At 68.3% G+C, this 24,831-nt stretch carries 36 protein-coding genes; 34 read left to right on the top strand and 2 right to left on the bottom strand.

Features of this window, described 5'->3' with window-relative positions; translation table 11 throughout:
• Both P3L51_RS23550 and P3L51_RS23545 read left to right on the top strand, forming a co-directional pair.
• On the top strand, nt 1–958 hold a 958-nt coding region (locus P3L51_RS23550; RefSeq protein ID WP_354607263.1), incomplete at its 5' end, for an AAA family ATPase.
• The gene (locus P3L51_RS23545; protein ID WP_354607262.1) at nt 958–3,771 is read left to right on the top strand and encodes a poly(A) polymerase; all 2,814 of its coding nucleotides are present in this window, start codon (nt 958–960) and stop codon (nt 3,769–3,771) included. The genes P3L51_RS23550 and P3L51_RS23545, both read left to right, overlap by 1 nt.
• Nucleotides 3,772–4,239: 468 nt before the next feature.
• Here P3L51_RS23545 and P3L51_RS23535 read toward each other — a convergent pair whose 3' ends face one another.
• Nucleotides 4,240–4,431 carry a DUF1059 domain-containing protein gene (locus tag P3L51_RS23535; protein WP_078079541.1) on the bottom strand — a complete coding sequence of 64 codons (192 nt, stop codon included), beginning with the start codon at nt 4,429–4,431 and terminating at the stop codon, nt 4,240–4,242.
• A gap of 505 nt (nt 4,432–4,936) precedes the next feature.
• Here P3L51_RS23535 and rpsJ point away from each other — a divergent pair.
• The 31 genes from rpsJ (at nt 4,937) to truA (ending at nt 22,258) form a co-directional block, all read left to right on the top strand.
• Entirely contained in the window at nt 4,937–5,245 is a 309-nt protein-coding gene (gene rpsJ / locus P3L51_RS23530) for a 30S ribosomal protein S10 (protein ID WP_003948644.1), read from the top strand.
• A gap of 14 nt (nt 5,246–5,259) precedes the next feature.
• Nucleotides 5,260–5,904 carry a 50S ribosomal protein L3 gene (gene rplC / locus P3L51_RS23525; protein WP_354607261.1) on the top strand — a complete coding sequence of 215 codons (645 nt, stop codon included), beginning with the start codon at nt 5,260–5,262 and terminating at the stop codon, nt 5,902–5,904.
• Nucleotides 5,905–5,908: 4 nt separating this feature from the next.
• On the top strand, nt 5,909–6,571 hold the full coding sequence (gene rplD / locus P3L51_RS23520) for a 50S ribosomal protein L4 (protein ID WP_354607260.1): 663 nt from the start codon (nt 5,909–5,911) through the stop codon (nt 6,569–6,571).
• Complete coding sequence (rplW, locus tag P3L51_RS23515; RefSeq protein ID WP_078075546.1) at nt 6,571–6,888, top strand: 50S ribosomal protein L23; 318 nt, start codon at nt 6,571–6,573, stop codon at nt 6,886–6,888. Before rplD ends, rplW begins: the two co-directional genes overlap by 1 nt.
• 47 nt (nt 6,889–6,935) lie before the next feature.
• Complete coding sequence (gene rplB / locus P3L51_RS23510) at nt 6,936–7,772, top strand: 50S ribosomal protein L2 (RefSeq protein WP_023539343.1); 837 nt, start codon at nt 6,936–6,938, stop codon at nt 7,770–7,772.
• A gap of 12 nt (nt 7,773–7,784) precedes the next feature.
• The gene (gene rpsS / locus P3L51_RS23505; RefSeq protein ID WP_112447747.1) at nt 7,785–8,066 is read left to right on the top strand and encodes a 30S ribosomal protein S19; all 282 of its coding nucleotides are present in this window, start codon (nt 7,785–7,787) and stop codon (nt 8,064–8,066) included.
• A 42-nt stretch (nt 8,067–8,108) separates the two neighbouring features.
• Entirely contained in the window at nt 8,109–8,456 is a 348-nt protein-coding gene (rplV, locus tag P3L51_RS23500) for a 50S ribosomal protein L22 (protein WP_354607259.1), read from the top strand.
• Nucleotides 8,456–9,307, top strand: a complete 852-nt coding sequence (gene rpsC / locus P3L51_RS23495) for a 30S ribosomal protein S3 (protein ID WP_354607258.1) — start codon at nt 8,456–8,458, stop codon at nt 9,305–9,307. The genes rplV and rpsC overlap by 1 nt, the downstream gene beginning before the upstream one ends.
• Nucleotides 9,308–9,312: 5 nt before the next feature.
• Entirely contained in the window at nt 9,313–9,732 is a 420-nt protein-coding gene (rplP, locus tag P3L51_RS23490) for a 50S ribosomal protein L16 (protein ID WP_023539339.1), read from the top strand.
• Nucleotides 9,732–9,956 carry a 50S ribosomal protein L29 gene (gene rpmC, locus P3L51_RS23485; protein ID WP_354607257.1) on the top strand — a complete coding sequence of 75 codons (225 nt, stop codon included), beginning with the start codon at nt 9,732–9,734 and terminating at the stop codon, nt 9,954–9,956. The genes rplP and rpmC overlap by 1 nt, the downstream gene beginning before the upstream one ends.
• Nucleotides 9,956–10,246: a 30S ribosomal protein S17 gene (gene rpsQ / locus P3L51_RS23480; protein ID WP_329383121.1), complete on the top strand. Its 291-nt coding sequence runs from the start codon at nt 9,956–9,958 to the stop codon at nt 10,244–10,246. The genes rpmC and rpsQ overlap by 1 nt, the downstream gene beginning before the upstream one ends.
• Nucleotides 10,247–10,350: 104 nt before the next feature.
• Nucleotides 10,351–10,719: a 50S ribosomal protein L14 gene (rplN, locus tag P3L51_RS23475; protein WP_023539336.1), complete on the top strand. Its 369-nt coding sequence runs from the start codon at nt 10,351–10,353 to the stop codon at nt 10,717–10,719.
• 2 nt (nt 10,720–10,721) lie between these two features.
• Complete coding sequence (rplX, locus tag P3L51_RS23470; protein WP_354607256.1) at nt 10,722–11,045, top strand: 50S ribosomal protein L24; 324 nt, start codon at nt 10,722–10,724, stop codon at nt 11,043–11,045.
• On the top strand, nt 11,045–11,602 hold the full coding sequence (rplE, locus tag P3L51_RS23465) for a 50S ribosomal protein L5 (protein WP_023539334.1): 558 nt from the start codon (nt 11,045–11,047) through the stop codon (nt 11,600–11,602). The genes rplX and rplE overlap by 1 nt, the downstream gene beginning before the upstream one ends.
• Before the next feature lie 2 nt (nt 11,603–11,604).
• Nucleotides 11,605–11,790: a type Z 30S ribosomal protein S14 gene (locus P3L51_RS23460; RefSeq protein ID WP_003948630.1), complete on the top strand. Its 186-nt coding sequence runs from the start codon at nt 11,605–11,607 to the stop codon at nt 11,788–11,790.
• A gap of 229 nt (nt 11,791–12,019) precedes the next feature.
• Nucleotides 12,020–12,418 carry a 30S ribosomal protein S8 gene (rpsH, locus tag P3L51_RS23455; RefSeq protein ID WP_078075541.1) on the top strand — a complete coding sequence of 133 codons (399 nt, stop codon included), beginning with the start codon at nt 12,020–12,022 and terminating at the stop codon, nt 12,416–12,418.
• A gap of 21 nt (nt 12,419–12,439) precedes the next feature.
• On the top strand, nt 12,440–12,979 hold the full coding sequence (gene rplF, locus P3L51_RS23450) for a 50S ribosomal protein L6 (RefSeq protein WP_078075540.1): 540 nt from the start codon (nt 12,440–12,442) through the stop codon (nt 12,977–12,979).
• Nucleotides 12,980–12,981: 2 nt separating this feature from the next.
• On the top strand, nt 12,982–13,365 hold the full coding sequence (rplR, locus tag P3L51_RS23445) for a 50S ribosomal protein L18 (RefSeq protein ID WP_354607255.1): 384 nt from the start codon (nt 12,982–12,984) through the stop codon (nt 13,363–13,365).
• A 46-nt stretch (nt 13,366–13,411) separates the two neighbouring features.
• On the top strand, nt 13,412–14,014 hold the full coding sequence (gene rpsE, locus P3L51_RS23440) for a 30S ribosomal protein S5 (RefSeq protein WP_023539330.1): 603 nt from the start codon (nt 13,412–13,414) through the stop codon (nt 14,012–14,014).
• Nucleotides 14,014–14,196 carry a 50S ribosomal protein L30 gene (gene rpmD, locus P3L51_RS23435; protein ID WP_023539329.1) on the top strand — a complete coding sequence of 61 codons (183 nt, stop codon included), beginning with the start codon at nt 14,014–14,016 and terminating at the stop codon, nt 14,194–14,196. Before rpsE ends, rpmD begins: the two co-directional genes overlap by 1 nt.
• A 1-nt stretch (nt 14,197) precedes the next feature.
• Nucleotides 14,198–14,653, top strand: a complete 456-nt coding sequence (gene rplO / locus P3L51_RS23430; RefSeq protein ID WP_354607254.1) for a 50S ribosomal protein L15 — start codon at nt 14,198–14,200, stop codon at nt 14,651–14,653.
• Between the two features lie 266 nt (nt 14,654–14,919).
• Nucleotides 14,920–16,239, top strand: a complete 1,320-nt coding sequence (gene secY / locus P3L51_RS23425; RefSeq protein ID WP_078075536.1) for a preprotein translocase subunit SecY — start codon at nt 14,920–14,922, stop codon at nt 16,237–16,239.
• Nucleotides 16,239–16,898 (top strand): adenylate kinase, encoded by a 660-nt coding sequence (locus tag P3L51_RS23420; protein WP_354607253.1) that lies wholly within the window; start codon nt 16,239–16,241, stop codon nt 16,896–16,898. Before secY ends, P3L51_RS23420 begins: the two co-directional genes overlap by 1 nt.
• A gap of 195 nt (nt 16,899–17,093) precedes the next feature.
• Nucleotides 17,094–17,930 (top strand): type I methionyl aminopeptidase, encoded by an 837-nt coding sequence (gene map / locus P3L51_RS23415; RefSeq protein WP_354607264.1) that lies wholly within the window; start codon nt 17,094–17,096, stop codon nt 17,928–17,930.
• A 179-nt stretch (nt 17,931–18,109) separates the two neighbouring features.
• Entirely contained in the window at nt 18,110–18,331 is a 222-nt protein-coding gene (gene infA, locus P3L51_RS23410) for a translation initiation factor IF-1 (RefSeq protein ID WP_003956442.1), read from the top strand.
• 55 nt (nt 18,332–18,386) lie between these two features.
• Complete coding sequence (gene rpmJ, locus P3L51_RS23405; RefSeq protein WP_003956441.1) at nt 18,387–18,500, top strand: 50S ribosomal protein L36; 114 nt, start codon at nt 18,387–18,389, stop codon at nt 18,498–18,500.
• Between the two features lie 186 nt (nt 18,501–18,686).
• Nucleotides 18,687–19,067, top strand: a complete 381-nt coding sequence (gene rpsM / locus P3L51_RS23400) for a 30S ribosomal protein S13 (protein WP_078075534.1) — start codon at nt 18,687–18,689, stop codon at nt 19,065–19,067.
• Between the two features lie 64 nt (nt 19,068–19,131).
• On the top strand, nt 19,132–19,536 hold the full coding sequence (gene rpsK, locus P3L51_RS23395) for a 30S ribosomal protein S11 (protein ID WP_003956432.1): 405 nt from the start codon (nt 19,132–19,134) through the stop codon (nt 19,534–19,536).
• A gap of 118 nt (nt 19,537–19,654) precedes the next feature.
• Entirely contained in the window at nt 19,655–20,677 is a 1,023-nt protein-coding gene (locus tag P3L51_RS23390; RefSeq protein ID WP_003956430.1) for a DNA-directed RNA polymerase subunit alpha, read from the top strand.
• Between the two features lie 80 nt (nt 20,678–20,757).
• Entirely contained in the window at nt 20,758–21,273 is a 516-nt protein-coding gene (rplQ, locus tag P3L51_RS23385; protein WP_354607252.1) for a 50S ribosomal protein L17, read from the top strand.
• Nucleotides 21,274–21,355: 82 nt separating this feature from the next.
• Nucleotides 21,356–22,258: a tRNA pseudouridine(38-40) synthase TruA gene (gene truA / locus P3L51_RS23380; protein WP_354607251.1), complete on the top strand. Its 903-nt coding sequence runs from the start codon at nt 21,356–21,358 to the stop codon at nt 22,256–22,258.
• Here truA and P3L51_RS23375 read toward each other — a convergent pair.
• Nucleotides 22,226–23,110 (bottom strand): hypothetical protein, encoded by an 885-nt coding sequence (locus P3L51_RS23375; protein ID WP_354607250.1) that lies wholly within the window; start codon nt 23,108–23,110, stop codon nt 22,226–22,228. The genes truA and P3L51_RS23375 overlap by 33 nt on opposite strands.
• 95 nt (nt 23,111–23,205) lie before the next feature.
• Here P3L51_RS23375 and P3L51_RS23370 point away from each other — a divergent pair, with 95 nt between their 5' ends.
• Nucleotides 23,206–24,828: an ABC-F family ATP-binding cassette domain-containing protein gene (locus tag P3L51_RS23370; RefSeq protein ID WP_354607249.1), complete on the top strand. Its 1,623-nt coding sequence runs from the start codon at nt 23,206–23,208 to the stop codon at nt 24,826–24,828.
• Nucleotides 24,829–24,831 lie beyond the last annotated feature (3 nt).

The following is a 24,831-nucleotide window of genomic DNA, read 5'->3' as shown; positions in this document are numbered from 1 at the left end:
GGACGACCGGCTGGGCGGGGTGCTCGCGGGGCTGTTCCACGACGTGCCGCGCGGGCGGCTCGCGGGCGCGCTCGCCGGGCCGCTCGGGATGGCGCAGGCGCGCCGGGTCGCGGATCTGGTGGGTCTGCACGGGGCGTTGCACCGGCCGTTCCCCGACGAGGCGCGCCGGGCCGGGCTCGCGCGGATGGCCGTCGCCGCCGACCTGGGGGTGCTGCATGCCGTCGCCCACGCCCGCGCCCCGAACGCCCAGGCGCGGGAGCAGGTCGAGTGGTCCGCTCTGCACGCCGAGGACGCGGGGCTCCTCGACGGCGGGGAGGCGTTGGAGGCGCTGCGGCGCGGGTTGCGTGCCGCGCTGGACGGGCTGGGCGCCGACGTCGTCGAACGGTGCTGGGCGCAGGCGCGGGACCTCTGGGCCGAGGGGCGCCTCAGCACGGTCGAGGAGGCGGTGGCCGCGACCTGGCGGTGGCGGGCCGGGGACTTCCCACGGCTGATCCATCTGATCGGGCCGTCGGGGAGCGGGAAGAGCACCTTCGGAGGAGGACTGACGGGGGTCGGGGCGCGGGTCTCGCTCGACGAGCTGCGGGAGTCCCGTGGCTCGCGCGCCGAGCAGCGGGACAACGGCGACGTCCTGCGGGACGGCCTCGACCGGCTCGGCAGGGCGCTCGCGCAAGGCGGGACGGTGGTGTGGGACGCCACCTCCCTCAACCGCCAACAGCGTTCGCTCGTAGGGGCGTTGGCGCGGCGGCGGGACGCGCTCGTCACGCACGCCGTGCTGCTCGTGGACGAGGCGGAGCTGGTCAGACGTAACGGTGTACGGCCGCACCCGGTGCCGCCCGGCGTACTCGCGGGACAGCTGCACCGCTTCGTACCGCCGTATCCGGGGGACGCGCACCGGACGTGGTACGTGGGGGCGGGCGGCGGCATCGAGGACATGGACAGCGTGCGGGGGGAGGACTGATGCGGACCAGCGATCAGCTGTACCACCAGGTGCGCTGGGACCCGCGCTTCGATCCGGCGCGCTTCGTCCTCGGCGTCAGCCGGCGCGGTACGAGCCCGGGGCGCGTCCCGCTGCCCGCGTTCGTGCCCGGCGGTGACATCCCCTGGCACCGCGTGCTGTTCGTGGAGGCGGACGGCGAGGTGGTCTGGGACCGGGCCACGGGCGTCGACCGGATCGACGCCACGGACGCCGGGCGGGTGCGTCGGCCCCGGCTGCTGCGGGCGCCGTTCTTCACGGCCGGTAAGCCGTACGCGTACGGCCCCGAAGGATGGCGGCCCGCCGAGGGCGGACCGCCGGCCGCCTCCGCCACGCTGCGCGTCCTGACCTGGAACACCCTCTGGGACCGCTACGACAGCGACCGCGTCCACACCGCCGCGCGGCGCCCCCTGCTGCTCGCCGCCCTGGAGGAGTCGGACGCCGACGTCATCGCGCTCCAGGAGGTCGAGCGTGAGCTGCTGGTGATGTTGCTGAACGCGCCCTGGGTGCGGGCGGGTTACACCGTCGGCAGCGACCCGGACGGGCGCGGCGTGGACGACAACGGGCTGCTGCTCCTCAGCCGGCTGCCCGTACGCGAGGCGGGGCACCATGTCCTCGCCCCGCACAAGGCCGTCACCGCGCTGACCCTGGAGACGGCTTCGGGACCGCTCGTCGTCGCCGCCACCCACCTGAGCAGCGACCACTCAAAGGACGGGGCGGCCCGGCGGCGTAACGAACTGGCCGCCCTCGCCGAAGGGCTGGGCGGCATCGACGCCGACCTGATCCTGTTGGGCGACTTCAACGACGGCGCCGGTGGGGCCGGGGGACCGGCCGCCGCGCTCGGGCTGCGTGACGCCTGGAGCGAGGTGTACGGCTCCGAGGACCGCACGCCCACGTTCGATCCGGTCACCAATCCGCTGGCGGCGGTGGCTTCGCTGTCGGGCCGCGCCGCGCGCCTCGACCGGGTGCTGCTGCGCGGGAGCCGGGTGGTGGCCGGGGCCGCGCTGCGCGGGGACGCCCCGGACGCGAGCGGGCTCTACATCTCCGACCACTACGGGGTGGAGGCGGAGATCGGTGTCGGGGCGGCGGGCGTATCCGTGGACACGCTCGACGTGGCCGCCACCGCTCGTACCGCCGTCGCCTGGATACCGGCCCACGAGCTGTGGGCCCCCCTCCAGGCCGTACGGCGGGAGCACGATCCGCAGGTCGACCGCTGGCCGCCGCATGTGAACGTGCTCTTCGGCTTCGTCCCCGAGTCCGACTTCGAGCGCGCGGCCCCACTGGTCGGCGCTGCCGCCGCCGAGACCGCGCCCTTCACGGCGCGGCTGGCCGGCGTACACACCTTCGGGCACCGCGAGGACGCCACGCTCTGGCTCGACCCGGCGGCGGACGGCTCTGATGGGGACGCCGCGGAGTGGGCGGGGCTTCGGAGGGCGCTGGAACAGCGGTTTCCGCGCTGCGGTGGGCGGAGGGCGGAGGGCTTCACGCCGCATCTGACCCTGGGGCGGAGCCGGGACCCGCGGCGGGCCGCGGTGGGGATCGAGGCCCGGCTCGGCGAAGTGTCTTCTGCTGTGGGGGAGTTGGTGCTGCTGTCGCGCAGGGGTGACGAGCCGATGCGCGTACGGGCGACGGTCGCGCTCGGGACGGGGGAGATCAGCTGGCTGCCGGAGGAGACGCTGGCCGCGCGCAGGCCCGCTGACGACGCTGACGACACCGCGCGACTTCTCGCCCGCACCTTCGCCGAAGGCGCGGTACATGTCGCGGGCTCCCGCCGCATGGGCTGCGCGTCCGCCGGGGCGGACCTTGACCTGGTGGCGGCGCTGCCGGGCGAGACGGTGGACATGGGCGAGCTACGGCGCCGGGTGAGCGCCGCGCTGCCCGTGTCCCACGTACGGGAGGTGGTCGGCGCACGCGTACCCGGACTCCGGTTCACGGTGGGCGAGTTGGGCGTCGACCTGGCCGTGGTCGCGACCGGTTCGATGCCGCCGACGCAGGCTGTGGACCGACGTACCGAGCTGGGCGAGGCGGCGGCCGTCGCGCTGAGCGCGGTGAGTGACGCGGCGGCCGTGCGCGACGCGGTCGGCGATCGCCACGACGCCTTCGCCCGGCTCGCGAGGGACGTGAAGGCGTGGGCCGGAGCGCGTGGGCTGGACTCGGCTCCGTTTGGAGGGCTGCCCGGCCTGGCCTGGGCGGTGCTGGCGGCGCGCACGACGCGCGAGGCCGGGAGCCTCGTCGGTGACGACCTGCTCAGACACTTCTTCGGGACCTGGGCGGCCTGGGACTGGCGCGTACCCGTCGACCTCGCAAGGGGCGCATCCGGTGCGGGAGTTGGCGCCCCCGTCACTGTCCTGACCCCGACCGAACCGTTCCGCAGCTGCACGGAACAGGTCGGCCCCGGCCACCGAGACCTGCTGGTCCAGGAGCTGTACCGGGCCTGGGAACTCCTGGAGACCGGCGGCCCCGTGCACGCCGCGCTGTCGGCGCCCCCGCCCCTGCACCGCAGGCACGCCGCCTGGGCGGTGGCGACGGTGGACACGCGGCGCCCCGACACCCAGGGGCGGTTCCGGGGGCGCGTACGCGCGCTCCTCACCGCGCTCGAAGCGGCCGGGGTGCGGGACGCGCACGCCTGGCCGCGTCCGTACGCGACGGACCGGGATCACGTCCGGTACGTGATCGGCCTCGGCGCGGACCCCCCGGACGCGGCGGCGCTCGCGGGGATCGTGGAACGGTGGGGCCGCGGTCTGAGCGACGTGGACGTCGCGTGGGCGCGGGGCGGCGACGTACCGACACCGAACTGACGCCGCACCGGCGCCTCCGTCGGTACGGCGGTGCCGGCCGTGGTCCTCCAGCAGGCGGCGGGAGACAGCGTCCAGGTCGCGGGGTGCGTTCGGCACGTCCTTCTGGTGGGCGCTGTCCGTCACGGCGTCGGCGCTGGTCCCGAGCGCCGTCATGACGGGCAGGGAGGGATCACGGCCGGTCGACACCGGCCGGTGTCGCGCGAGTTCTGTCCTTATCGGTGATACGTGGGGAGACGGGCCGCTCGAAGAAGGTCTCCAGCACCAACGTGGCCCGAGTCCCGCTGACCCCGTCGAACGCGTAGATCCGGCGCAACACGTCTCGCAGCCGCCCACCGGATGCTCTCCGCCCCCGCCGGGGGGGCTACTCGTCGGAGACTGAGATGCCGAACGGCGCGTCCGGAGCTGCGGGCGTCGCTCCGCCGCGTGGGCCGGCTTCGTGGCCTACGCGGCAGGGCGCCGAGCGGCATCTCAGGCGTGCTGCGGCATCTCGTCCTTCAGATTGGACCGGATCTGGGCCCGCAGTTCCGCCGTGTTCTCGTGGCCGTGCACCGATGCCGCGTGTTCGCTCGCGGCGCGGACGACCTCATCCTCCTCGCCGGTGATGGCGAGGGTGCAGTTCGTCTCGCTCGGCATGTCCCGGCAGTCGACTACTTTGCGCATGATGCACCTCCATGTACCAGTGTCCTCCTGTTCGGGGGACTCCGTCCATGTTCCGAGCGTGCCCCGCGTCAGCCCCAGGATTCGTCTCTCACCCCGTGGGGTACGCTCTCCGGCCGCGATTGGCCAGGGCTCCGGGCCATATGGCACACTGCACAGGTTGCTCGGTTGAGTGCCGATGCTGCGCGTCTCCCGTCGGGAGGACCGGAAGCGAGTCCCACAGTACTCGTCGCCACATCTGCCTCTCACGGCAGCGCTGGGGCGGACGTACGGGAATCTTCTGGGAAGTGTCAGCGGGGTACCGGCCAGGCACCCGGTGGGCGTTCGTCCCCGGACTCGCGGTCTTCGGGCCCGCACCCCTTGGCAGGGAAATCCTTCGGGATATCTACGTAGAGGGAATGCGACACGCCCGACCGCGTGGGTCGGAGAGAACGGTGCGCGGCGCAGTCGGCGGTGCACAGCCCAATCGGGTCCAGAGCGTTTCGAGAGACAGGACTACTGAGTAGCCATGGCGGGACAGAAGATCCGCATCCGGCTCAAGGCCTACGACCACGAGGTCATCGACTCTTCGGCGAAGAAGATCGTCGAGACGGTGACTCGCACTGGTGCGTCGGTCGCGGGCCCGGTGCCGCTGCCCACTGAGAAGAACGTGTACTGCGTCATCAAGTCGCCGCACAAGTACAAGGACTCGCGCGAGCACTTCGAGATGCGCACACACAAGCGCCTGATCGACATCCTCGACCCGACGCCCAAGACCGTTGACTCGTTGATGCGCCTGGACCTTCCGGCCGGCGTTGACATCGAGATCAAGCTCTGAGAGGCGCGGAAGAGATGGCAAAGCAGATCAAGGGTGTCCTGGGCGAGAAGCTCGGCATGACCCAGGTCTGGGACGAGAACAACCGTGTCGTCCCGGTAACCGTGGTCAAGGCCGGACCCTGCGTTGTAACCCAGGTCCGTACGAATGACTCCGACGGCTACGAGTCGGTCCAGATCGCCTTCGGCGAAATCGACCCGCGCAAGGTGAACAAGCCCCTCAAGGGCCACTTCGCCAAGGCCGACGTGACCCCCCGCCGCCACCTGGTGGAGCTCCGCACCTCCGACGCGTCCGAGTACACGCTCGGCCAGGAGGTCACCGCCGCTGTGTTCGAGTCCGGCGTCCGCGTGGACGTCACGGGCAAGAGCAAGGGCAAGGGCTTCGCCGGTGTCATGAAGCGTCACAACTTCAAGGGCCTCGGCGCCGGTCACGGAACTCAGCGCAAGCACCGCTCTCCCGGCTCCATCGGTGGCTGTGCCACCCCGGGCCGCGTGTTCAAGGGCATGCGGATGGCCGGCCGTATGGGCAACGAGCGGGTCACCACCCAGAACCTGACCGTTCACGCCGTTGACGCGGAGAAGGGCCTCATCCTGATCAAGGGTGCGGTTCCTGGTCCGAACGGCGGCCTCGTCCTGGTCCGCACCGCGGCGAAGGGGGCCTGAAGCCATGAGCAGCACCATTGACATCGTGTCGCCCTCGGGCGACAAGTCCGGGACCGTTGAGCTCCCGGCCGAGATCTTCGACGCCAAGGTCAGCATCCCGCTGATCCACCAGGTCGTCGTCGCGCAGCTGGCCGCCGCCCGTCAGGGCACGCACAAGGTCAAGCGCCGTGGCGAGGTCCGTGGTGGTGGCAAGAAGCCTTACCGCCAGAAGGGCACCGGCCGCGCCCGTCAGGGTTCGACCCGTGCGCCGCAGTTCGCCGGCGGTGGCGTCGTACACGGCCCCACCCCGCGTGACTACTCGCAGCGGACCCCGAAGAAGATGAAGGTCGCCGCCCTGCGCGGTGCCCTCTCGGACCGGGCCCGCAACGCTCGTATCCACGTCGTCACCGACGTGGTCGAGGGCGCGGCGTCCACCAAGGCCGCCAAGTCCCTGCTCGGCAAGGTCAGTGAGCGCAAGCACGTGCTCCTGGTCGTCGAGCGGAGCGACGAGGCCGCGTGGCTGTCCGCGCGCAACCTCCCCGAGGTCCACCTGCTGGACCCGGGACAGCTCAACACGTACGACGTGCTTGTCTCCGACGACGTGGTCTTCACCAAGGCCGCCTTCGAGTCCTTCGTGTCCGGCGGGGCTGCGCGACAGACTGCCGACACCGAGGGGAGCGAAGCCTGATGGCCGAGATCACCAGCAAGACCTTCACGGACCCGCGTGACGTTCTCGTCAAGCCCGTGGTGTCCGAGAAGAGCTACGCGCTGCTCGACGAGAACAAGTACACGTTCATCGTCGCGCCCGGCTCCAACAAGACCCAGATCAAGCAGGCCGTCGAGGCGGTCTTCTCGGTCAAGGTCACCGGGGTCAACACGATCAACCGGCAGGGCAAGCGCAAGCGCACCCGCACCGGTTTCGGCAAGCGCTCGGACACCAAGCGCGCCATCGTGACCCTCGCCGAGGGCGACCGTATCGACATCTTCGGCGGCCCGACTTCCTAACGGGAGTCGGATCGAATCGAAGTCCGGAATATTCCGAGGACTGAGAAATGGGTATCCGCAAGTACAAGCCGACGACCCCGGGCCGTCGTGGCTCCAGCGTCGCCGACTTCGTAGAGATCACGCGGTCCACGCCGGAGAAGTCGCTGGTCCGCCCCCTGCACAGCAAGGGCGGCCGTAACAACGCCGGTCGTGTGACCGTTCGCCACCAGGGTGGTGGACACAAGCGTGCCTTCCGTCTGATCGACTTCCGTCGTCACGACAAGGACGGCGTGCCGGCCAAGGTCGCGCACATCGAGTACGACCCGAACCGCACCGCGCGCATCGCGCTCCTGCACTACGCGGACGGCGAGAAGCGCTACATTCTCGCGCCGCGTGGTCTGACGCAGGGCAGCCGTGTCGAGAACGGCCCGTCCGCCGACATCAAGCCCGGCAACAACCTGGCGCTGCGCAACATCCCGGTCGGTACGACCATCCACGCCATCGAGCTGCGTCCCGGCGGCGGCGCGAAGTTCGCCCGTTCCGCGGGCACTTCCGTACAGCTGCTGGCGAAGGAGGGCTCCATGGCCCACCTTCGTATGCCGTCCGGAGAGATCCGGCTGGTCGACGTCCGCTGCCGCGCCACCATCGGCGAGGTCGGCAACGCCGAGCAGTCGAACATCAACTGGGGCAAGGCCGGCCGTATGCGCTGGAAGGGCGTCCGCCCGACCGTCCGCGGTGTCGCCATGAACCCCGTTGACCACCCGCACGGTGGTGGTGAGGGCAAGACTTCAGGTGGTCGCCACCCGGTCAGCCCGTGGGGTCAGAAGGAAGGTCGTACGCGTTCGCCGAAGAAGGCGAGCAACAAGTACATCGTCCGCCGCCGCAAGACGAACAAGAAGCGCTAGGAGCGGGTTTAGATGCCGCGCAGTCTCAAGAAGGGGCCCTTCGTCGACGGCCACCTCATCAAGAAGGTGGATGTCCAGAACGAAGCTGGCACCAAAACCGTCATCAAGACCTGGTCCCGTCGCTCGATGATCATCCCGGCAATGCTGGGCCACACCATCGCGGTGCACAACGGCAAGATCCATGTCCCGGTGTTCGTCACCGAGTCGATGGTCGGCCACAAGCTCGGCGAGTTCTCGCCGACTCGCACCTTCCGCGGCCACGTCAAGGACGACCGGAAGTCGAAGCGCCGCTAACGCGGGGTGGAAACGACTATGACTCACACCGAAGGGACAACCATGGAAGCCAGGGCCCAGGCGCGGTACATCCGCGTCACGCCCATGAAGGCCCGCCGCGTGGTGGACCTCATCCGTGGCATGGATGCCACGGAGGCTCAGGCGGTCCTGCGTTTCGCCCCGCAGGCCGCGAGCGTGCCGGTCGGCAAGGTGCTTGACAGCGCCATTGCCAACGCCGCGCACAACTACGACCACTCCGACGCCACTTCGCTGGTCATCAGCGAGGCGTACGTGGACGAGGGTCCGACCCTCAAGCGGTTCCGGCCGCGCGCCCAGGGGCGTGCGTACCGGATCCGTAAGCGGACCAGCCACATCACCGTGGTCCTCAGCAGCAAGGAAGGAACCCGGTAATGGGCCAGAAGGTTAACCCGCATGGGTTCCGGCTCGGCATCACCACGGACTTCAAGTCCCGTTGGTACGCCGACAAGCTGTACGCGGACTACGTCAAGGAAGACGTCTCCATTCGTCGCATGATGACGAAGGGGATGGAGCGTGCCGGTATCTCGAAGGTGGAGATCGAGCGCACCCGTGACCGCGTCCGCGTGGACATCCACACCGCACGTCCGGGCATCGTCATCGGCCGCCGCGGCGCCGAGGCCGACCGTATCCGCGGCGAGCTGGAGAAGCTGACCGGCAAGCAGGTCCAGCTGAACATCCTTGAGGTCAAGAACCCCGAGGTGGACGCTCAGCTGGTGGCCCAGGCCGTCGCCGAGCAGCTGTCCTCGCGTGTCTCCTTCCGTCGCGCCATGCGTAAGAGCATGCAGTCGACGATGAAGGCCGGCGCCAAGGGCATCAAGATCCAGTGCGGTGGCCGCCTCGGCGGCGCCGAGATGTCGCGCTCGGAGTTCTACCGCGAGGGCCGCGTGCCCCTGCACACGCTCCGTGCCAACGTCGACTACGGCTTCTTCGAGGCCAAGACGACCTTCGGCCGTATCGGCGTGAAGGTCTGGATCTACAAGGGCGACGTCAAGAACATCGCCGAGGTGCGCGCCGAGAACGCCGCGGCGCGCGCGGGCAACCGTCCGGCCCGTGGTGGCGGCAACGACCGTCCCGCCGGCCGCGGTGGCCGCGGTGGCGAGCGTGGCGGTCGCGGTGGCCGCAAGCCGCAGCAGGCTCCCGGCGCCGAGGCCCCCAAGGCCGACGCGACGGCTGCTCCGGCCGCGGAGGCCGCGCCCACTTCTACCGGCGGAACGGAGGCCTGACCGAAATGCTGATCCCCCGTAGGGTCAAGCACCGCAAGCAGCACCACCCGAAGCGCAGCGGAATGTCCAAGGGTGGCACGCAGGTTGCGTTCGGCGAGTACGGCATCCAGGCGCTGACCCCGGCATACGTGACGAACCGTCAGATCGAGGCCGCTCGTATCGCGATGACCCGCCACATCAAGCGTGGCGGCAAGGTCTGGATCAACATTTATCCGGACCGTCCCCTGACGAAGAAGCCCGCCGAGACCCGCATGGGTTCCGGTAAGGGTTCTCCCGAGTGGTGGATCGCGAACGTCAAGCCCGGTCGGGTGATGTTCGAGCTGTCCTACCCGAACGAGAAGGTTGCCAAGGAGGCGCTCACCCGCGCCGCCCACAAGCTTCCGATGAAGTGCCGCATCGTTCGGCGCGAGGCAGGTGAGTCGTGATGGCGGCCGTTACCAAGGCGTCCGAGCTGCGTGAACTGGGTAGCGAGGAGCTTGTCGACAAGCTTCGCGAGGCCAAGGAAGAGCTGTTCAACCTCCGCTTCCAGGCGGCGACCGGTCAGCTCGAGAACCACGGCCGGCTCAAGCTGGTCCGGAAGGACATCGCGCGGATCTACACCCTGATGCGTGAGCGCGAGCTGGGCATCGAGACGGTGGAGAGCGCCTGATGACTGAGAGCAATGTGACTGAGACGACCGCGAAGAGCGAGCGCGGCTTCCGCAAGACCCGCGAGGGTCTCGTCGTCAGCGACAAGATGGACAAGACCGTCGTCGTCGCTGTCGAGGACCGCGTGAAGCACGCGCTGTACGGCAAGGTCATCCGCCGTACGAACAAGCTCAAGGCGCACGACGAGCAGAACGCCGCCGGGATCGGCGACCGTGTCCTCCTCATGGAGACACGGCCGCTGTCCGCGACGAAGCGCTGGCGCATCGTCGAGATCCTTGAGAAGGCCAAGTAATCCCTCCCAGGGCATTCCCTAGGAGTAGTTCCGCCAGGCTCGGTGGGGTCCGCCCCTAAACGGACGGACCCCGCCGGGAACCGGCAGACGATCAGGAGATAGACGTGATCCAGCAGGAGTCGCGACTGCGTGTCGCCGACAACACTGGTGCCAAGGAGATCCTTTGCATCCGTGTTCTCGGTGGCTCGGGTCGCCGCTACGCGGGCATCGGTGACGTCATCGTCGCCACCGTCAAGGACGCGATCCCCGGTGGCAACGTGAAGAAGGGTGACGTCATCAAGGCGGTCATCGTTCGCACCGTGAAGGAACGCCGCCGCCAGGACGGCTCGTACATCCGCTTCGACGAGAACGCCGCCGTCATTCTGAAGAACGACGGCGACCCTCGTGGCACCCGTATCTTCGGCCCGGTAGGCCGTGAGCTGCGCGAGAAGAAGTTCATGAAGATCATCTCGCTCGCGCCGGAGGTGCTGTAAGCATGAAGATCAAGAAGGGCGACCTGGTTCAGGTCATCACCGGTAAGGACAAGGGCAAGCAGGGCAAGGTCATTCAGGCCATCCCCACGCAGAACCGCGTCCTCGTCGAGGGTGTCAACCGGGTCAAGAAGCACACCAAGGCCGGCCAGACCGCGCGTGGTTCGCAGACCGGCGGCATCGTGACGACCGAAGCCCCTGTTCACATCAGCAATGTTCAGCTGGTCGTGGAGAAGGACGGCAAGAAGGTCGTCACCCGCGTCGGCTACCGCTTTGACGACGAGGGCAACAAGATCCGCGTTGCCAAGCGGACCGGTGAGGACATCTGATGACGACCACAACCGCGCCGCGTCTGAAGCTGCGCTACCGCGAGGAGATCGCCGGCAAGCTGCGTGAGGAGTTCTCCCTGGAGAACGTCATGCAGGTCCCCGGTCTCGTCAAGATCGTGGTCAACATGGGTGTGGGCGACGCCGCCCGCGACTCCAAGCTGATCGAGGGTGCCATCAAGGACCTCACCACGATCACCGGCCAGAAGCCGGCCGTGACCAAGGCCCGCAAGTCGATCGCGCAGTTCAAGCTGCGCGAGGGGCAGCCGATCGGCTGCCACGTCACCCTCCGCGGTGACCGCATGTGGGAGTTCCTGGACCGTACGCTGTCGCTCGCGCTGCCGCGTATCCGTGACTTCCGCGGCCTGTCGCCCAAGCAGTTCGACGGCCGTGGCAACTACACCTTCGGTCTCACGGAGCAGGTCATGTTCCACGAGATCGACCAGGACAAGATCGACCGGGTCCGGGGCATGGACATCACCGTGGTCACCACGGCGACCAACGACGACGAGGGTCGTGCCCTCCTTCGTCACCTCGGCTTCCCGTTCAAGGAGAACTGACCGTGGCGAAGAAGGCTCTGATCGCTAAGGCCGCCCGCAAGCCGAAGTTCGGCGTGCGCGGTTACACCCGCTGCCAGCGCTGCGGGCGTCCCCACTCCGTCTACCGCAAGTTCGGCCTCTGCCGTGTCTGCCTTCGTGAGATGGCACACCGCGGCGAGCTGCCGGGCGTCACCAAGAGCTCCTGGTAATTCCGCTGCTTCAGCCTTGAGTTGAAGTAAGGAACCAACCAGAGCTCTCGGTAAGTATCTGGTCGGCGGAAGCCCTCCTCTCCATGCCGTAGGCTTGGAGGGTTGGGCGTCCGTCGCCCTTAACGACTTACTACGCCGTAGGTCCCCGCACCGCACCCGTCCCGCCACTGAGTGGGGAGAGGGATGGCGCATACAGGAAACCCCGGCGAGAGAGGCCGAAGGCCAATTCATGACCATGACTGATCCCATCGCAGACATGCTGACGCGTCTGCGTAACGCGAACTCGGCGTACCACGACGATGTCGAGATGCCGCACAGCAAGATCAAGTCGCACATCGCGGAAATCCTCCAGCAGGAGGGCTTCATCACCGGCTGGAAGGTCGAGGACGCCGAGGTCGGCAAGAAGCTGACTCTCGAGCTGAAGTTCGGCCCGAACCGCGAGCGTTCGATCGCCGGCATCAAGCGCATCTCGAAGCCGGGTCTGCGCGTGTATGCCAAGTCCACCAACCTGCCCAAGGTGCTCGGCGGCCTGGGCGTGGCGATCATCTCCACGTCCCACGGTCTTCTGACCGGCCAGCAGGCAGGCAAGAAGGGCGTAGGTGGGGAAGTCCTCGCCTACGTCTGGTAGTCGGGAACGGAGGAAAAGCTCATGTCGCGAATCGGCAAGCTCCCCATCCAGGTTCCCACCGGTGTGGACGTCACCATCGACGGCCGTACGGTCGCGGTGAAGGGCCCCAAGGGTTCCCTCTCGCACACCGTCGCAGCGCCGATCGAGGTCTCCAAGGACGATGACGGCACCCTCAAGGTGCTGCGTCCGAACGACGAGCGTCAGAACAAGGCCCTGCACGGCCTGTCCCGCACGCTGGTGGCGAACATGATCACCGGTGTGACCCAGGGATACACCAAGGCGCTCGAAATCAGCGGTGTCGGTTACCGCGTCCAGGCGAAGGGCTCCAACCTGGAGTTCGCGCTCGGATACAGCCACCCGATCGTCGTCGAGGCCCCTGAGGGCATCACCTTCAAGGTCGAGTCCCCGACGAAGCTCAGTGTCGAGGGCATCGACAAGCAGAAGGTCGGCGAGGTCGCGGCGAACATCCGCAAGCTGCGGAAGCCCGACCCGTACAAGGCCAAGGGCGTCAAGTACGCCGGCGAGGTCATCCGCCGCAAGGTCGGAAAGGCGGGTAAGTAGCCATGGCATACGGTGTAAAGATCGCCAAGGGCAAGGCCTACAAGGCCGCTGCCATCAAGCGCCGTCACATCCGCGTACGCAAGAAGGTCTCGGGCACGGTTGCGCGCCCCCGCCTCGTTGTGACGCGTTCCAACCGCCACATGGTGGCTCAGGTCATCGACGACATCGCGGGCCACACGCTCGCTTCGGCGTCGAGCCTGGACACGTCGATCCGCGGTGGCGAGGGCGACAAGAGCGCCCAGGCACAGCAGGTCGGTGCCCTGGTCGCCGAGCGCGCCAAGGCCGCCGGCGTCGAGGCTGTCGTGTTCGACCGTGGTGGCAACCAGTACGCCGGGCGGATTGCCGCTCTGGCTGACGCCGCCCGTGAAGCCGGGCTGAAGTTCTAAGCCCCGGTTCCGGAGCTAGCGGACGTAACAGAGAGAGGTAAATCCAATGGCTGGACCCCAGCGCCGCGGAAGCGGTGCCGGTGGCGGCGAGCGGCGGGACCGGAAGGGCCGTGACGGTGGCGCTGCCGCCGAGAAGACCGCGTACGTCGAGCGTGTCGTCGCGATCAACCGCGTTGCCAAGGTCGTAAAGGGTGGTCGTCGCTTCAGCTTCACCGCGCTGGTCGTGGTGGGCGACGGTGACGGCACCGTCGGTGTCGGTTACGGCAAGGCCAAGGAGGTGCCGGCCGCCATCGCCAAGGGTGTTGAGGAGGCCAAGAAGCACTTCTTCAAGGTTCCCCGTATCCAGGGCACCATCCCGCACCCGATCCAGGGTGAGAAGGCGGCGGGCGTCGTCCTGCTCAAGCCCGCTTCCCCCGGTACCGGCGTCATCGCCGGTGGCCCGGTGCGTGCGGTGCTCGAGTGCGCCGGCGTCCACGACATCCTGTCGAAGTCGCTCGGTTCGTCGAACCCGATCAACATCGTGCACGCGACCGTGGCGGCCCTCCAGGGTCTGCAGCGTCCCGAGGAGATCGCGGCCCGCCGCGGTCTGCCCCTCGAGGACGTCGCCCCCGCGGCTCTGCTTCGTGCGCGTGCGGGAGCGGGTGCGTAATGGCCCGTCTCAAGATCACGCAGACGAAGTCGTACATCGGCAGCAAGCAGAACCACCGCGACACCCTTCGTTCGCTGGGCCTCAAGCGGCTCAACGACGTGGTTGTCAAGGATGATCGTCCCGAGTTCCGCGGCATGGCGAACACCGTGCGGCACCTCGTGACGGTTGAGGAGGTCGACTGACATGGCGGAGCAGAAGCCGCTGAAGGTCCACAACCTCCGTCCTGCCCCCGGAGCCAAGACCGCCAAGACCCGTGTGGGCCGTGGCGAGGCGTCCAAGGGCAAGACCGCGGGTCGTGGCACCAAGGGCACCAAGGCCCGTTACCAGGTTCCGGAGCGCTTCGAGGGCGGGCAGATGCCCCTCCACATGCGTCTCCCGAAGCTCAAGGGCTTCAAGAACCCGTTCCGTACCGAGTTCCAGGTCGTGAACCTGGACAAGTTGGCCGAGCTCTACCCGCAGGGTGGCGACGTCACGGTGGCCGATCTGGTCGACAAGGGTGCGGTCCGCAAGAACAGCCTCGTCAAGGTCCTGGGCCAGGGCGAGATCTCCGTAGCGCTGACGGTTTCGGTTGACGCCGCTTCCGGCTCCGCCAAGGAGAAGATTGCCGCCGCCGGCGGCTCCGTCACTGAGCTCGTCTGAGACGACTCGGACAAGTTGATGGACTGAACACCCAACCGGGGATGCCTCTCATAAGGGGCATCCCCGGTTGGTCGTTCCTAGGGGGGCAGGTACGCCGGTAAGGTGGCGTGCACTGTTGCTGTATTGAACCCGGGGGTCCGCCCCCGGACCCCGAGCCACGCGGACTCTCCGCAGGGGTGGTCGCGTGGCTTTTTGCCTGATATGTATCTGTCGATCCTCAAGACCGTCACCCTTGACGCGCGAGCGCGGGGGTCGCAGGAGGCACCGTGCTCACCGCGTTCGCCCGGGCGTTCAAGACGCCCGACCTGCGCAAGAAGCTGCTCTTCACGCTGTTCATCATCGTGCTGTACCGGTTCGGGGCGCACATTCCCGTACCGGGCGTCAGCTACGAGAATGTGCAGACGTGCGTCGACGCAGCGCAGAAGGGCAATAACAGCCTGTTCGGGCTGGTGAACATGTTCAGCGGCGGAGCGCTGCTGCAGATTACGATCTTCGCGCTCGGCATCATGCCGTACATCACGGCAAGCATCATCCTGCAGCTGCTGACCGTGGTCATCCCCCGACTCGAAGCCCTCAAGAAGGAAGGGCAGTCCGGCCAGGCCAAGATCACTCAGTACACCCGATACCTGACGGTCGCCCTCGCGGTGCTCCAGGGCACCGGTCTGGTGGCAACCGCCCGCAGCGGCGCGCTCTTCAGCGGCTGCCCGGTCGCCTCGGAGATCGTTCCGGACCAGTCGATCTTCATCACCGTCACGATGGTCATCACGATGACCGCCGGTACGGCCGCCGTCATGTGGCTCGGCGAGATGATCACCGACAAGGGCATCGGCAACGGCATGTCCATCCTGATGTTCATCTCGATCGCCGCCGGTTTCCCCGGTGCGCTGTGGGCCATCAAGGAGAGCGGCAAGCTCGCTCAGGGCTGGATCGAGTTCGGCACGGTCATTCTCATCGGCTTCGTGATGGTGGGACTGGTCGTCTTCGTCGAGCAGGCGCAGCGCCGGATCCCCGTTCAGTACGCGAAGCGGATGATCGGCCGCAGGTCCTACGGCGGTACGTCCACGTACATCCCGCTGAAGGTCAACCAGGCGGGTGTGATCCCCGTCATCTTCGCGTCGTCGCTGCTCTACATCCCGGCGCTGATCGCGCAGTTCTCCAGTTCGCAGTCCGGCTGGAAGACGTGGATCGAAGCGCACTTCATCAAGGGCGACCATCCGTACTACATCGCGACCTACTTCGTGCTGGTCGTGTTCTTCGCCTTCTTCTACGTGGCCATCACGTTCAACCCCGAAGAAGTCGCGGACAACATGAAGAAGTATGGTGGCTTCATCCCGGGCATCCGGGCAGGTCGACCTACTGCCGAGTATCTGAGTTACGTACTCAACCGGATCACTTGGCCGGGCTCGCTGTACTTGGGGTTGATCGCTCTCGTCCCAACGATGGCGTTGGCAGGCTTCGGTGGCGCGAACCAGAACTTCCCGTTCGGCGGGACGAGCATCCTGATCATCGTGGGTGTGGGTCTGGAGACCGTGAAGCAGATCGAGAGCCAGCTCCAGCAGCGTAATTACGAAGGGTTCCTCCGCTGATGCGAATCGTCCTCGTCGGACCGCCCGGTGCCGGCAAGGGAACGCAGGCTGCGTACCTCGCCACGAACCTCTCCATTCCGCACATCTCGACAGGTGACCTCTTCCGCGCCAACATCAGCCAGGGCACCGACCTCGGCAAGCAGGCGAAGAGCTACATGGACGCCGGGAACCTGGTTCCCGACGAGGTCACCATCGCGATGGCGCAGGACCGGATGGGTCAGCCGGACGCCGCGAACGGCTTCCTTCTGGACGGCTTTCCCCGCAACGTCTTCCAGGCCGAAGCGCTCGACAAGGCGCTCACGGCCGAGGGGTTGCACCTGGACGCCGTGCTGGACCTGGAGGTCGACGAGGACGAGGTGGTCAAGCGGATCGCCGGTCGGCGCATCTGCCGCAACGACAGCTCGCACGTCTTCCACGTCACGTACAGCCCGCCGAAGAAGCAGGGTGTGTGTGACGAGTGCGGCGGCGAGCTGTACCAGCGGGACGACGACTCCGAGGAGACGGTCCGCACGCGGCTGGAGGTCTACCACACGCAGACCGAGCCGATCATCGACCACTACCGGGAGCAGGGCCTCGTGGTCACCATCTCCGCGCTCGGCAAGGTCGCCGAGGTGACCCGGCGCGCGATGGCGGCTCTGGAGGGTGGCCGGGCCGCGTAGGTCCGGTTCACCACAAGGCACGGCGCGACCGCACCAACCGGCGCGAACAGCACGACACAGTACGGCACAGTGATACGGCCGGGGCGCCCCTTGGGGCACCACGGCCGTACTGCTGTCCGGGTGACTACCGTAGATGTCCCGGTGCGGACGCCACCGGGACAACCTTTCATCGACCGAGTGAGGCAGGCCGCCGTCATGGTGGAGATCAAGACCCCCGAGCAGATCGCGAAGATGCGTGAGGCGGGGCTGGTCGTCGCCGCGATCCACGCGGCCACCGGCGAGGCCGCGGTGCCCGGCGCCACCACGAAGGACCTGGACGAGGTGGCGCGCAAGGTCCTCGCGGACCACGGCGCGAAGCCCAACTTCCTTGGTTACGGCGGGTTCCCCGCGACGATCTGCACCTCGGTCAACGAGGTGGTGGTGCACGGGATCCCGGACACCAAGACCGTACTGAAGGACGGCGACATCATCTCGGTCGACGCCGGCGCGATCGTGGACGGCTGGCACGGCGACGCGGCCTTCACGGCGTTCGTCGGCGGTGGTCACGCACCGGAGCTGATCGAACTCTCCCGCGTGACGGAGGAGTCGATGTGGGCGGGGATCGCCGCGATGCGCCTCGGCGCCCGGCTGGTCGACGTCTCGCGGGCGATCGAGACGTACATCCGCCGCCAGCCGAAGCCCGGCGGCGGCAAGTACGGCATCGTCGAGGACTACGGCGGCCACGGCATCGGCTCCGAGATGCACATGGACCCGCACCTGCTGAACTACGTCGCGCGCAAGCGCGGCAAGGGCCCGAAGCTGATCCCCGGCTTCTGCCTGGCGATCGAGCCGATGGTGTCACTCGGCACACCGCACACCGAGGTCCTGGCCGACGACTGGACGGTCATCACGACCGACGGCACCTGGTCCTCCCACTGGGAGCACTCGGTCGCGCTGACGGAGGCCGGCCCCCTGGTCCTGACGGCGGTCGACGGGGGTAAGGCGAAGCTGGCGGAGCTGGGCGTGACGGCGGCGCCGGATCCGTTGGCGTGACGATGCGGCCGGGCCCGTTCGGGGGATCTGGGGGTTGACGATCTACGAGGGTGGGCAAACTCCACGGATTCGTCTTTTCGAGGGCCCTGCCGTAGACTGACGCGTCGGCTCTGGTGTACCCGTGTGTCCACATACGGGGGTCCAGAATCGATCAAGGTAGCCGATTCGAAGGGCGAAGCGTGGCCAAGAAGCAAGGTGCCATCGAAATTGAGGGCACCGTGATCGAGTCTCTCCCGAACGCAATGTTCAAGGTGGAGCTCCAGAACGGTCACAAGGTCCTCGCGCACATCAGCGGCAAGATGCGGATGCACTACATCCGTATCCTTCCCGATGACCGGGTAGTGGTGGAGCTGTCTCCCTACGACCTGACGCGTGGCCGGATCGTCTACCGATACAAGTAGATCTTGCCTCACCCCGCTTCCGGGGTGCCGGCACTGACCCGGAGAACCTCACACCATGAAGGTCAAGCCGAGCGTCAAGAAGATCTGCGACAAGTGCAAGGTGATCCGCCGTCACGGTCGGGTCATGGTCATCTGCGACAACCTGCGCCACAAGCAGCGCCAGGGCTGACGTACGACCCCCCTGCATCTCGCAGTACTTCGCGCGACGCGAGCGAACACGTATATACGCAGTGTCCGACGTCATCCGCATCAGCTGATGGCGCCGACACCTCCGGCGGAGGCCGGGGACCCGGAGAGAGCACGTCGTCCGGGAAAGTCACTGCGGAAGACCTCCGAAATCACACTGGAGCCATGCATGGCACGCCTCGCAGGCGTTGACCTCCCGCGCGAAAAGCGCGTCGAGGTCGCCCTCACCTATGTCTTCGGCATCGGGCGCACCCGGTCCAAGGAGACCCTCGCCGCCACCGGCGTGGACCCCAACGTCCGCGTCCGCGACCTTGCCGAGGAAGACCTCGTCAAGCTCCGCGAGTACGTGGACATCAATCTCAAGACCGAGGGTGACCTCCGTCGCGAGATCCAGGCCGACATCCGCCGCAAGGTGGAGATCGGCTGCTACCAGGGTCTGCGCCACCGTCGCGGCCTGCCGGTCCACGGCCAGCGCACGAGCACGAACGCACGTACCCGCAAGGGTCCGCGTCGCGCCATCGCCGGCAAGAAGAAGCCGGGCAAGAAGTAGTCCTCAGCGGACGCTCATCAGCGGTCTTCGCTGTAGGACCGACCACCTCCCGTAGGAGTAATAGATGCCCCCCAAGGGTCGTCAGGGCGCTGCCAAGAAGGTGCGCCGCAAGGAAAAGAAGAACGTCGCTCATGGGCACGCCCACATCAAGAGCACGTTCAACAACACCATCGTCTCGATCACGGACCCCTCGGGCAACGTGATCTCCTGGGCCTCCGCCGGCCACGTCGGCTTCAAGGGCTCGCGCAAGTCCACCCCCTTCGCCGCGCAGATGGCCGCCGAGTCGGCCGCCCGCCGCGCGCAGGAGCACGGCATGCGCAAGGTCGACGTCTTCGTCAAGGGTCCCGGCTCCGGCCGTGAGACCGCGATCCGCTCGCTCCAGGCCACCGGCCTGGAGGTGGGTTCGATCCAGGACGTCACCCCCACCCCGCACAACGGCTGCCGCCCCCCGAAGCGTCGCCGCGTTTGATCTTTCGCACCCCCTGAGGGTGCGGATCTCGGGCGGTACGGGGCCTCGGCTCCGTACCGCCCGTACCCTTGTTCCTGTTGGCATCAAATAGTGGGTGCCAAGACTGGAGGCATTTTCCATGCTTATCGCTCAGCGTCCGTCGCTGACCGAAGAGGTCGTCGACGAATACCGCTCGCGGTTCGTGATCGAGCCCCTGGAGCCGGGTTTCGGCTACACGCTCGGTAACTCCCTGCGTCGTACGCTCCTCTCCTCGATCCCCGGTGCCGCTGTCACCAGCATCCGGATCGACGGGGTCCTGCACGAGTTCACCACCGTGCCGGGCGTCAAGGAGGACGTCACCGACCTCATCCTGAACATCAAGCAGCTGGTCGTCTCCTCGGAGCACGACGAGCCGGTCGTGATGTACCTGCGCAAGCAGGGCCCCGGCCTGGTCACCGCCGCCGACATCGCGCCCCCGGCCGGTGTCGAGGTCCACAACCCGGACCTCGTCCTGGCGACGCTGAACGGCAAGGGCAAGCTGGAGATGGAGCTGACCGTCGAGCGCGGTCGCGGCTACGTCTCCGCCGTCCAGAACAAGCAGGTGGGCCAGGAGATCGGCCGTATTCCGGTCGACTCCATCTACTCGCCGGTGCTCAAGGTCACGTACAAGGTCGAGGCGACCCGTGTCGAGCAGCGCACCGACTTCGACAAGCTGATCGTCGACGTCGAGACCAAGCAGGCCATGCGCCCCCGCGACGCCATGGCGTCCGCCGGTAAGACGCTGGTCGAGCTGTTCGGTCTGGCGCGCGAGCTCAACATCGACGCCGAGGGCATCGACATGGGGCCGTCGCCGACGGACGCGGCGCTCGCCGCCGATCTCGCCCTGCCGATCGAGGAGCTCGAGCTCACCGTTCGGTCGTACAACTGCCTCAAGCGCGAGGGCATCCACTCCGTGGGTGAGCTGGTGGCGCGGTCCGAGGCGGACCTGCTCGACATCCGCAACTTCGGCGCCAAGTCGATCGACGAGGTCAAGGCGAAGCTGGCCGGCATGGGCCTCGCGCTCAAGGACAGCCCGCCCGGATTCGACCCGACCGCCGCGGCGGACGCGTTCGGCGCGGACGACGACGCGGACGCCGGGTTCGTGGAGACCGAGCAGTACTGAAGCCTTTCCGTGGACGACCGTCCGCGGGGAACTGACACCGGTACCTGATACGGCCGGTGCAGATATGAAGGAGTAACACCATGCCGAAGCCCGCCAAGGGCGCCCGTCTGGGCGGCAGCGCCGCGCACGAGCGGCTGCTTCTCGCGAACCTCGCGAAGGCGCTGTTCGAGCACGGCAAGATCACGACGACCGAGGCCAAGGCCCGCCGCCTGCGTCCGGTCGCCGAGCGTCTGGTCACCAAGGCGAAGAACGGCGACATCCACAACCGTCGCATCGTTCTTCGGACGATCACGGACAAGAGCATCGTCCACACGCTCTTCACCGAGATCGCTCCGCGGTACGAGAACCGCCCCGGTGGCTACACCCGCATCACCAAGATCGGCCCCCGTCGTGGCGACAACGCCCCGATGGCGGTCATCGAGCTGGTCGAGGCCCTGACCGTGGCGCAGAAGGCCACCGGTGAGGCCGAGGCCGCGACGAAGCGCGCCGTCAAGGAAGACGCCCTCAAGAAGGAGGCGGCCTCCACGGAGGACGCTCCCGTCGAGGACGCCAAGCCGGTCGAGGCGGAGTCCAAGGACGAGTCCAAGGACGCCTGACCGTATTTTCCAGGTCGCAGGACGGGCCCGCATCACCCCGTAGGGGCGGTGCGGGCCCGTTCCGTTCGAAGAGGAGCTGCGGGTGAGTGAGGACATCGAGGGTGCGGCGCCCGGGTTCGTACGGGTGCGGCTCGATCTGAGTTACGACGGGAAGGACTTCTCCGGCTGGGCGCGGCAGGCCACCCGGCGGACCGTCCAGGGGGACATCGAGGACGCCCTGAAGGTCGTGACGCGGTCCGCGCGGACGTACGACCTGACCGTCGCGGGGCGCACGGACGCGGGCGTACACGCGCGCGGACAGGTCGCGCACGTCGATCTGCCGGTCGAGCTGTGGGCCGAGCACCGGGAGAGGCTGCTGAGGCGCCTCGCGGGGCGTCTGGCGCACGACGTGAGGGTGTGGCGGGCCGAGGAGGCTCCGCCGGGCTTCAACGCCCGTTTCTCGGCGATCTGGCGGCGCTACGCCTACCGCGTCACCGACGATCCCGGCGGCGTCGACCCGCTGCTGCGCAGCCATGTCCTGTGGCACGACTGGACGCTGGACGTGGACGCGATGAACGCGGCGTCGGCCGGGCTGCTCGGGGAGCACGACTTCGCCGCGTACTGCAAGAGGCGCGAGGGCGCGACGACGATCCGCACGCTCCAGCGGCTGGAGTGGGAGCGGGACGCGCACGGCGTCGTCACCGCGACCGTGCGGGCCGACGCCTTCTGCCACAACATGGTGCGCTCGCTCGTCGGCGCCCTGCTGTTCGTGGGCGACGGGCACCGGCCCGTGGAGTGGCCGGCGAAGGTGCTGGCCGCCGGGGTGCGGGACTCGGCCGTCCATGTCGTACGGCCGCACGGTCTCACCCTGGAGGAGGTCGGCTACCCGGCCGACGACCAGCTCGCCGCGCGCAACCGGCTGGCCCGCAACAAGCGGACCCTGCCGGCTGCCGGCGGCGCTGCCGGAGCCGTCTCACTCGTCGACGGGTGCGGTGGCTGCTGCTGACGCCTGAGCCTCGCCGCGACGGCGGATCTGGAGGAAGGTGAACTCGGCGACGTCGTCACCGGTGTCGAAGACGTCCTGGTCGCCCTTCACGACGTTCTTGCCGTTGGTGAAGCCGCCGACGGTGAAGTAGACGTACCGGCCGACGGAGTTGGTGGTCTTGCGGCAGATCGTGCCGCCCCGGCAGAAGGTCGGGACACCCGAGCCGGAGAGCGAGGCCAGCCCGCCGCTCGCCTCCTTCTTCGCCTTCAGCGCCTGCGTCTCGGTGGAGAAGACGGCCACGCCGACGGTCACCGCCGTGCCGTCCCGGGTGTACGTGGCGCGGATGACCTGGTCGCAGGTGTTGGCGGCGAGGATCGAGCCGAGGGCGCCCTGGGTCGCGCCCGCGCAGTTCGTGGTGCGGTTCGTCGGGCCCTTCGCGTAGACGCGGTCGCCCATCGTCAGCTTCGCCTCCGGGAAGAGGGTGTCGGCGCTGAGCGGCGCCGTGTCCTTGTCCTCGGTGGAGATGAAGTCCTTCGGGTTCGGCGGCGGCAGCGGCACGGCGTCGGAGAAGGACGGCTCGGGATCGGCGCTCTCGCTGGGCAGGTCGGGCGGGGCGGGCAGGTCGCTCGCGTTCTTGTCGCCGGCCCGGTCGCCGCCGTCGCCGTTCATGGACACGACGGCGGTCGCGACGATCGCCGCGACGGCGGCCGTCGCGAGCGCGCCGCCGCCTATCAGCATCCACCGCCTGCGGCGGGCCCGCTGTGCCGAGGCGTCGGCGAGCGCGGCCCAGTCCGGTGTCTGCCCCTGCGGGTCCCGTGATCCGTACGGCCCTTGTGGGGGTGACCCGTAAGGCCCCCCTTGACCAAAGCTCATGGCCGGAGTTTAAACCGCGCGGAGCGGGTTCCGGTTCGGGGACGGGAACGGAAATTGGTTGGGAGAGTGGGGTCCTGGCCGTGACAATGCGAAGCATGGGACATCTAGAGGCAGGGCACCTGGAGTACTACCTACCGGACGGACGGGTGCTTCTCGGCGATGCCTCGTTCCGGGTGGGTGAGGGCGCCGTCGTGGCGCTCGTGGGAGCCAACGGCGCCGGTAAGACGACGCTCCTGCGGCTGATCGCCGGGGAGCTCCAGCCGCACGGCGGCACGGTGACGGTCAGCGGCGGGCTCGGCGTCATGTCGCAGTTCGTGGGCTCGGTGCGCGACGACCGTACGGTCCGTGACCTGCTCGTCTCGGTCGCGCAGCCGCGGATCCGCGAGGCGGCCCGCGCGGTGGACGAGGCCGAGCACCTGATCATGACGGTCGACGACGAGGCCGCGCAGATGCGGTACGCGCAGGCGCTCAGCGACTGGGCCGAGGCACGCGGGTACGAGGCCGAGACGCTCTGGGACATGTGCACGACGGCCGCGCTGGGTGTCCCGTACGAGAAGGCGCAGTTCCGGGCGCTGACCACGCTCTCGGGCGGCGAGCAGAAGCGGCTGGTGCTGGAGGCGCTGCTGCGCGGGCCCGACGAGGTCCTGCTGCTCGACGAGCCGGACAACTACCTGGACGTGCCCGGGAAGCGCTGGCTCGAGGAGCGGCTCAAGGAGACCCGTAAGACTGTGTTGTTCGTCTCCCACGACCGGGAGCTGCTGGCCAGGGCGGCGGAGAAGATCGTCAGTGTGGAGCCGAGTCCGGCCGGCTCGGACGTATGGGTGCACGGTGGTGGGTTCGGTACGTACCACCAGGCCCGCAAGGAGCGCTTCGCGCGCTTCGAGGAGCTGAAGCGGCGCTGGGACGAGGAGCACGCGCGGCTGAAGGCACTGGTGCTGCGGCTGCGGCAGCAGGCGGCCATCAGCCCCGACATGGCGTCGCGCTACCGGGCGATGCAGACGCGCTTCAAGCGGTTCGAGGACGCGGGCCCGCCGCCGGAGCCGCCGCGCGAGCAGGAGATCACCATGCGGCTCAAGGGCGGCCGGACCGGCGTACGGGCGGTGACCTGCGAGAACCTGGAGCTGACCGGCCTGATGAAGCCGTTCTCGCTGGAGATCTACTACGGCGAGCGGGTGGCGGTCCTCGGGTCGAACGGCTCGGGGAAGTCGCACTTCCTGCGGCTGCTCGCGGGGGACCCGTCGGTCGCGCACAGCGGGGAGTGGAAGCTGGGCGCGCGGGTCGTGGCCGGCCACTTCGCGCAGACGCACGCGCATCCGGAGCTGCTGGGGCGGACGCTGGTCGACATCCTGTGGACCGAGCACGCGAAGGACCGGGGCGGCGCGATGAGCGTGCTGCGGCGGTACGAGCTGGAGCGGCAGGGGGACCAGCCGTTCGACAAGCTGTCGGGCGGGCAGCAGGCGCGCTTCCAGATCCTGCTGCTGGAGCTGCGCGGGACGACGGCGCTGCTGCTGGACGAGCCGACGGACAACCTGGACCTGGAGTCGGCGGAGGCGCTGCAGGACGGGCTGGAGGTGTACGACGGGACGGTGCTGGCGGTGACGCACGACCGGTGGTTCGCGCGGTCCTTCGACCGGTATCTGGTCTTCGGGTCGGACGGGGTCGTGCGGGAGTCGGTGGAGCCGGTGTGGGACGAGCGGCGGGTGGTACGGGCGCGGTAGGGG

Source organism: Streptomyces panacea (assembly GCF_040560175.1).
In the GTDB taxonomy this organism is placed as follows: Bacteria; Actinomycetota; Actinomycetes; order Streptomycetales; family Streptomycetaceae; genus Streptomyces; species Streptomyces panacea.
The sequence above is the reverse complement of the archived record's forward strand: the minus strand, read 5'-3'. Positions and strand labels throughout refer to the sequence as shown.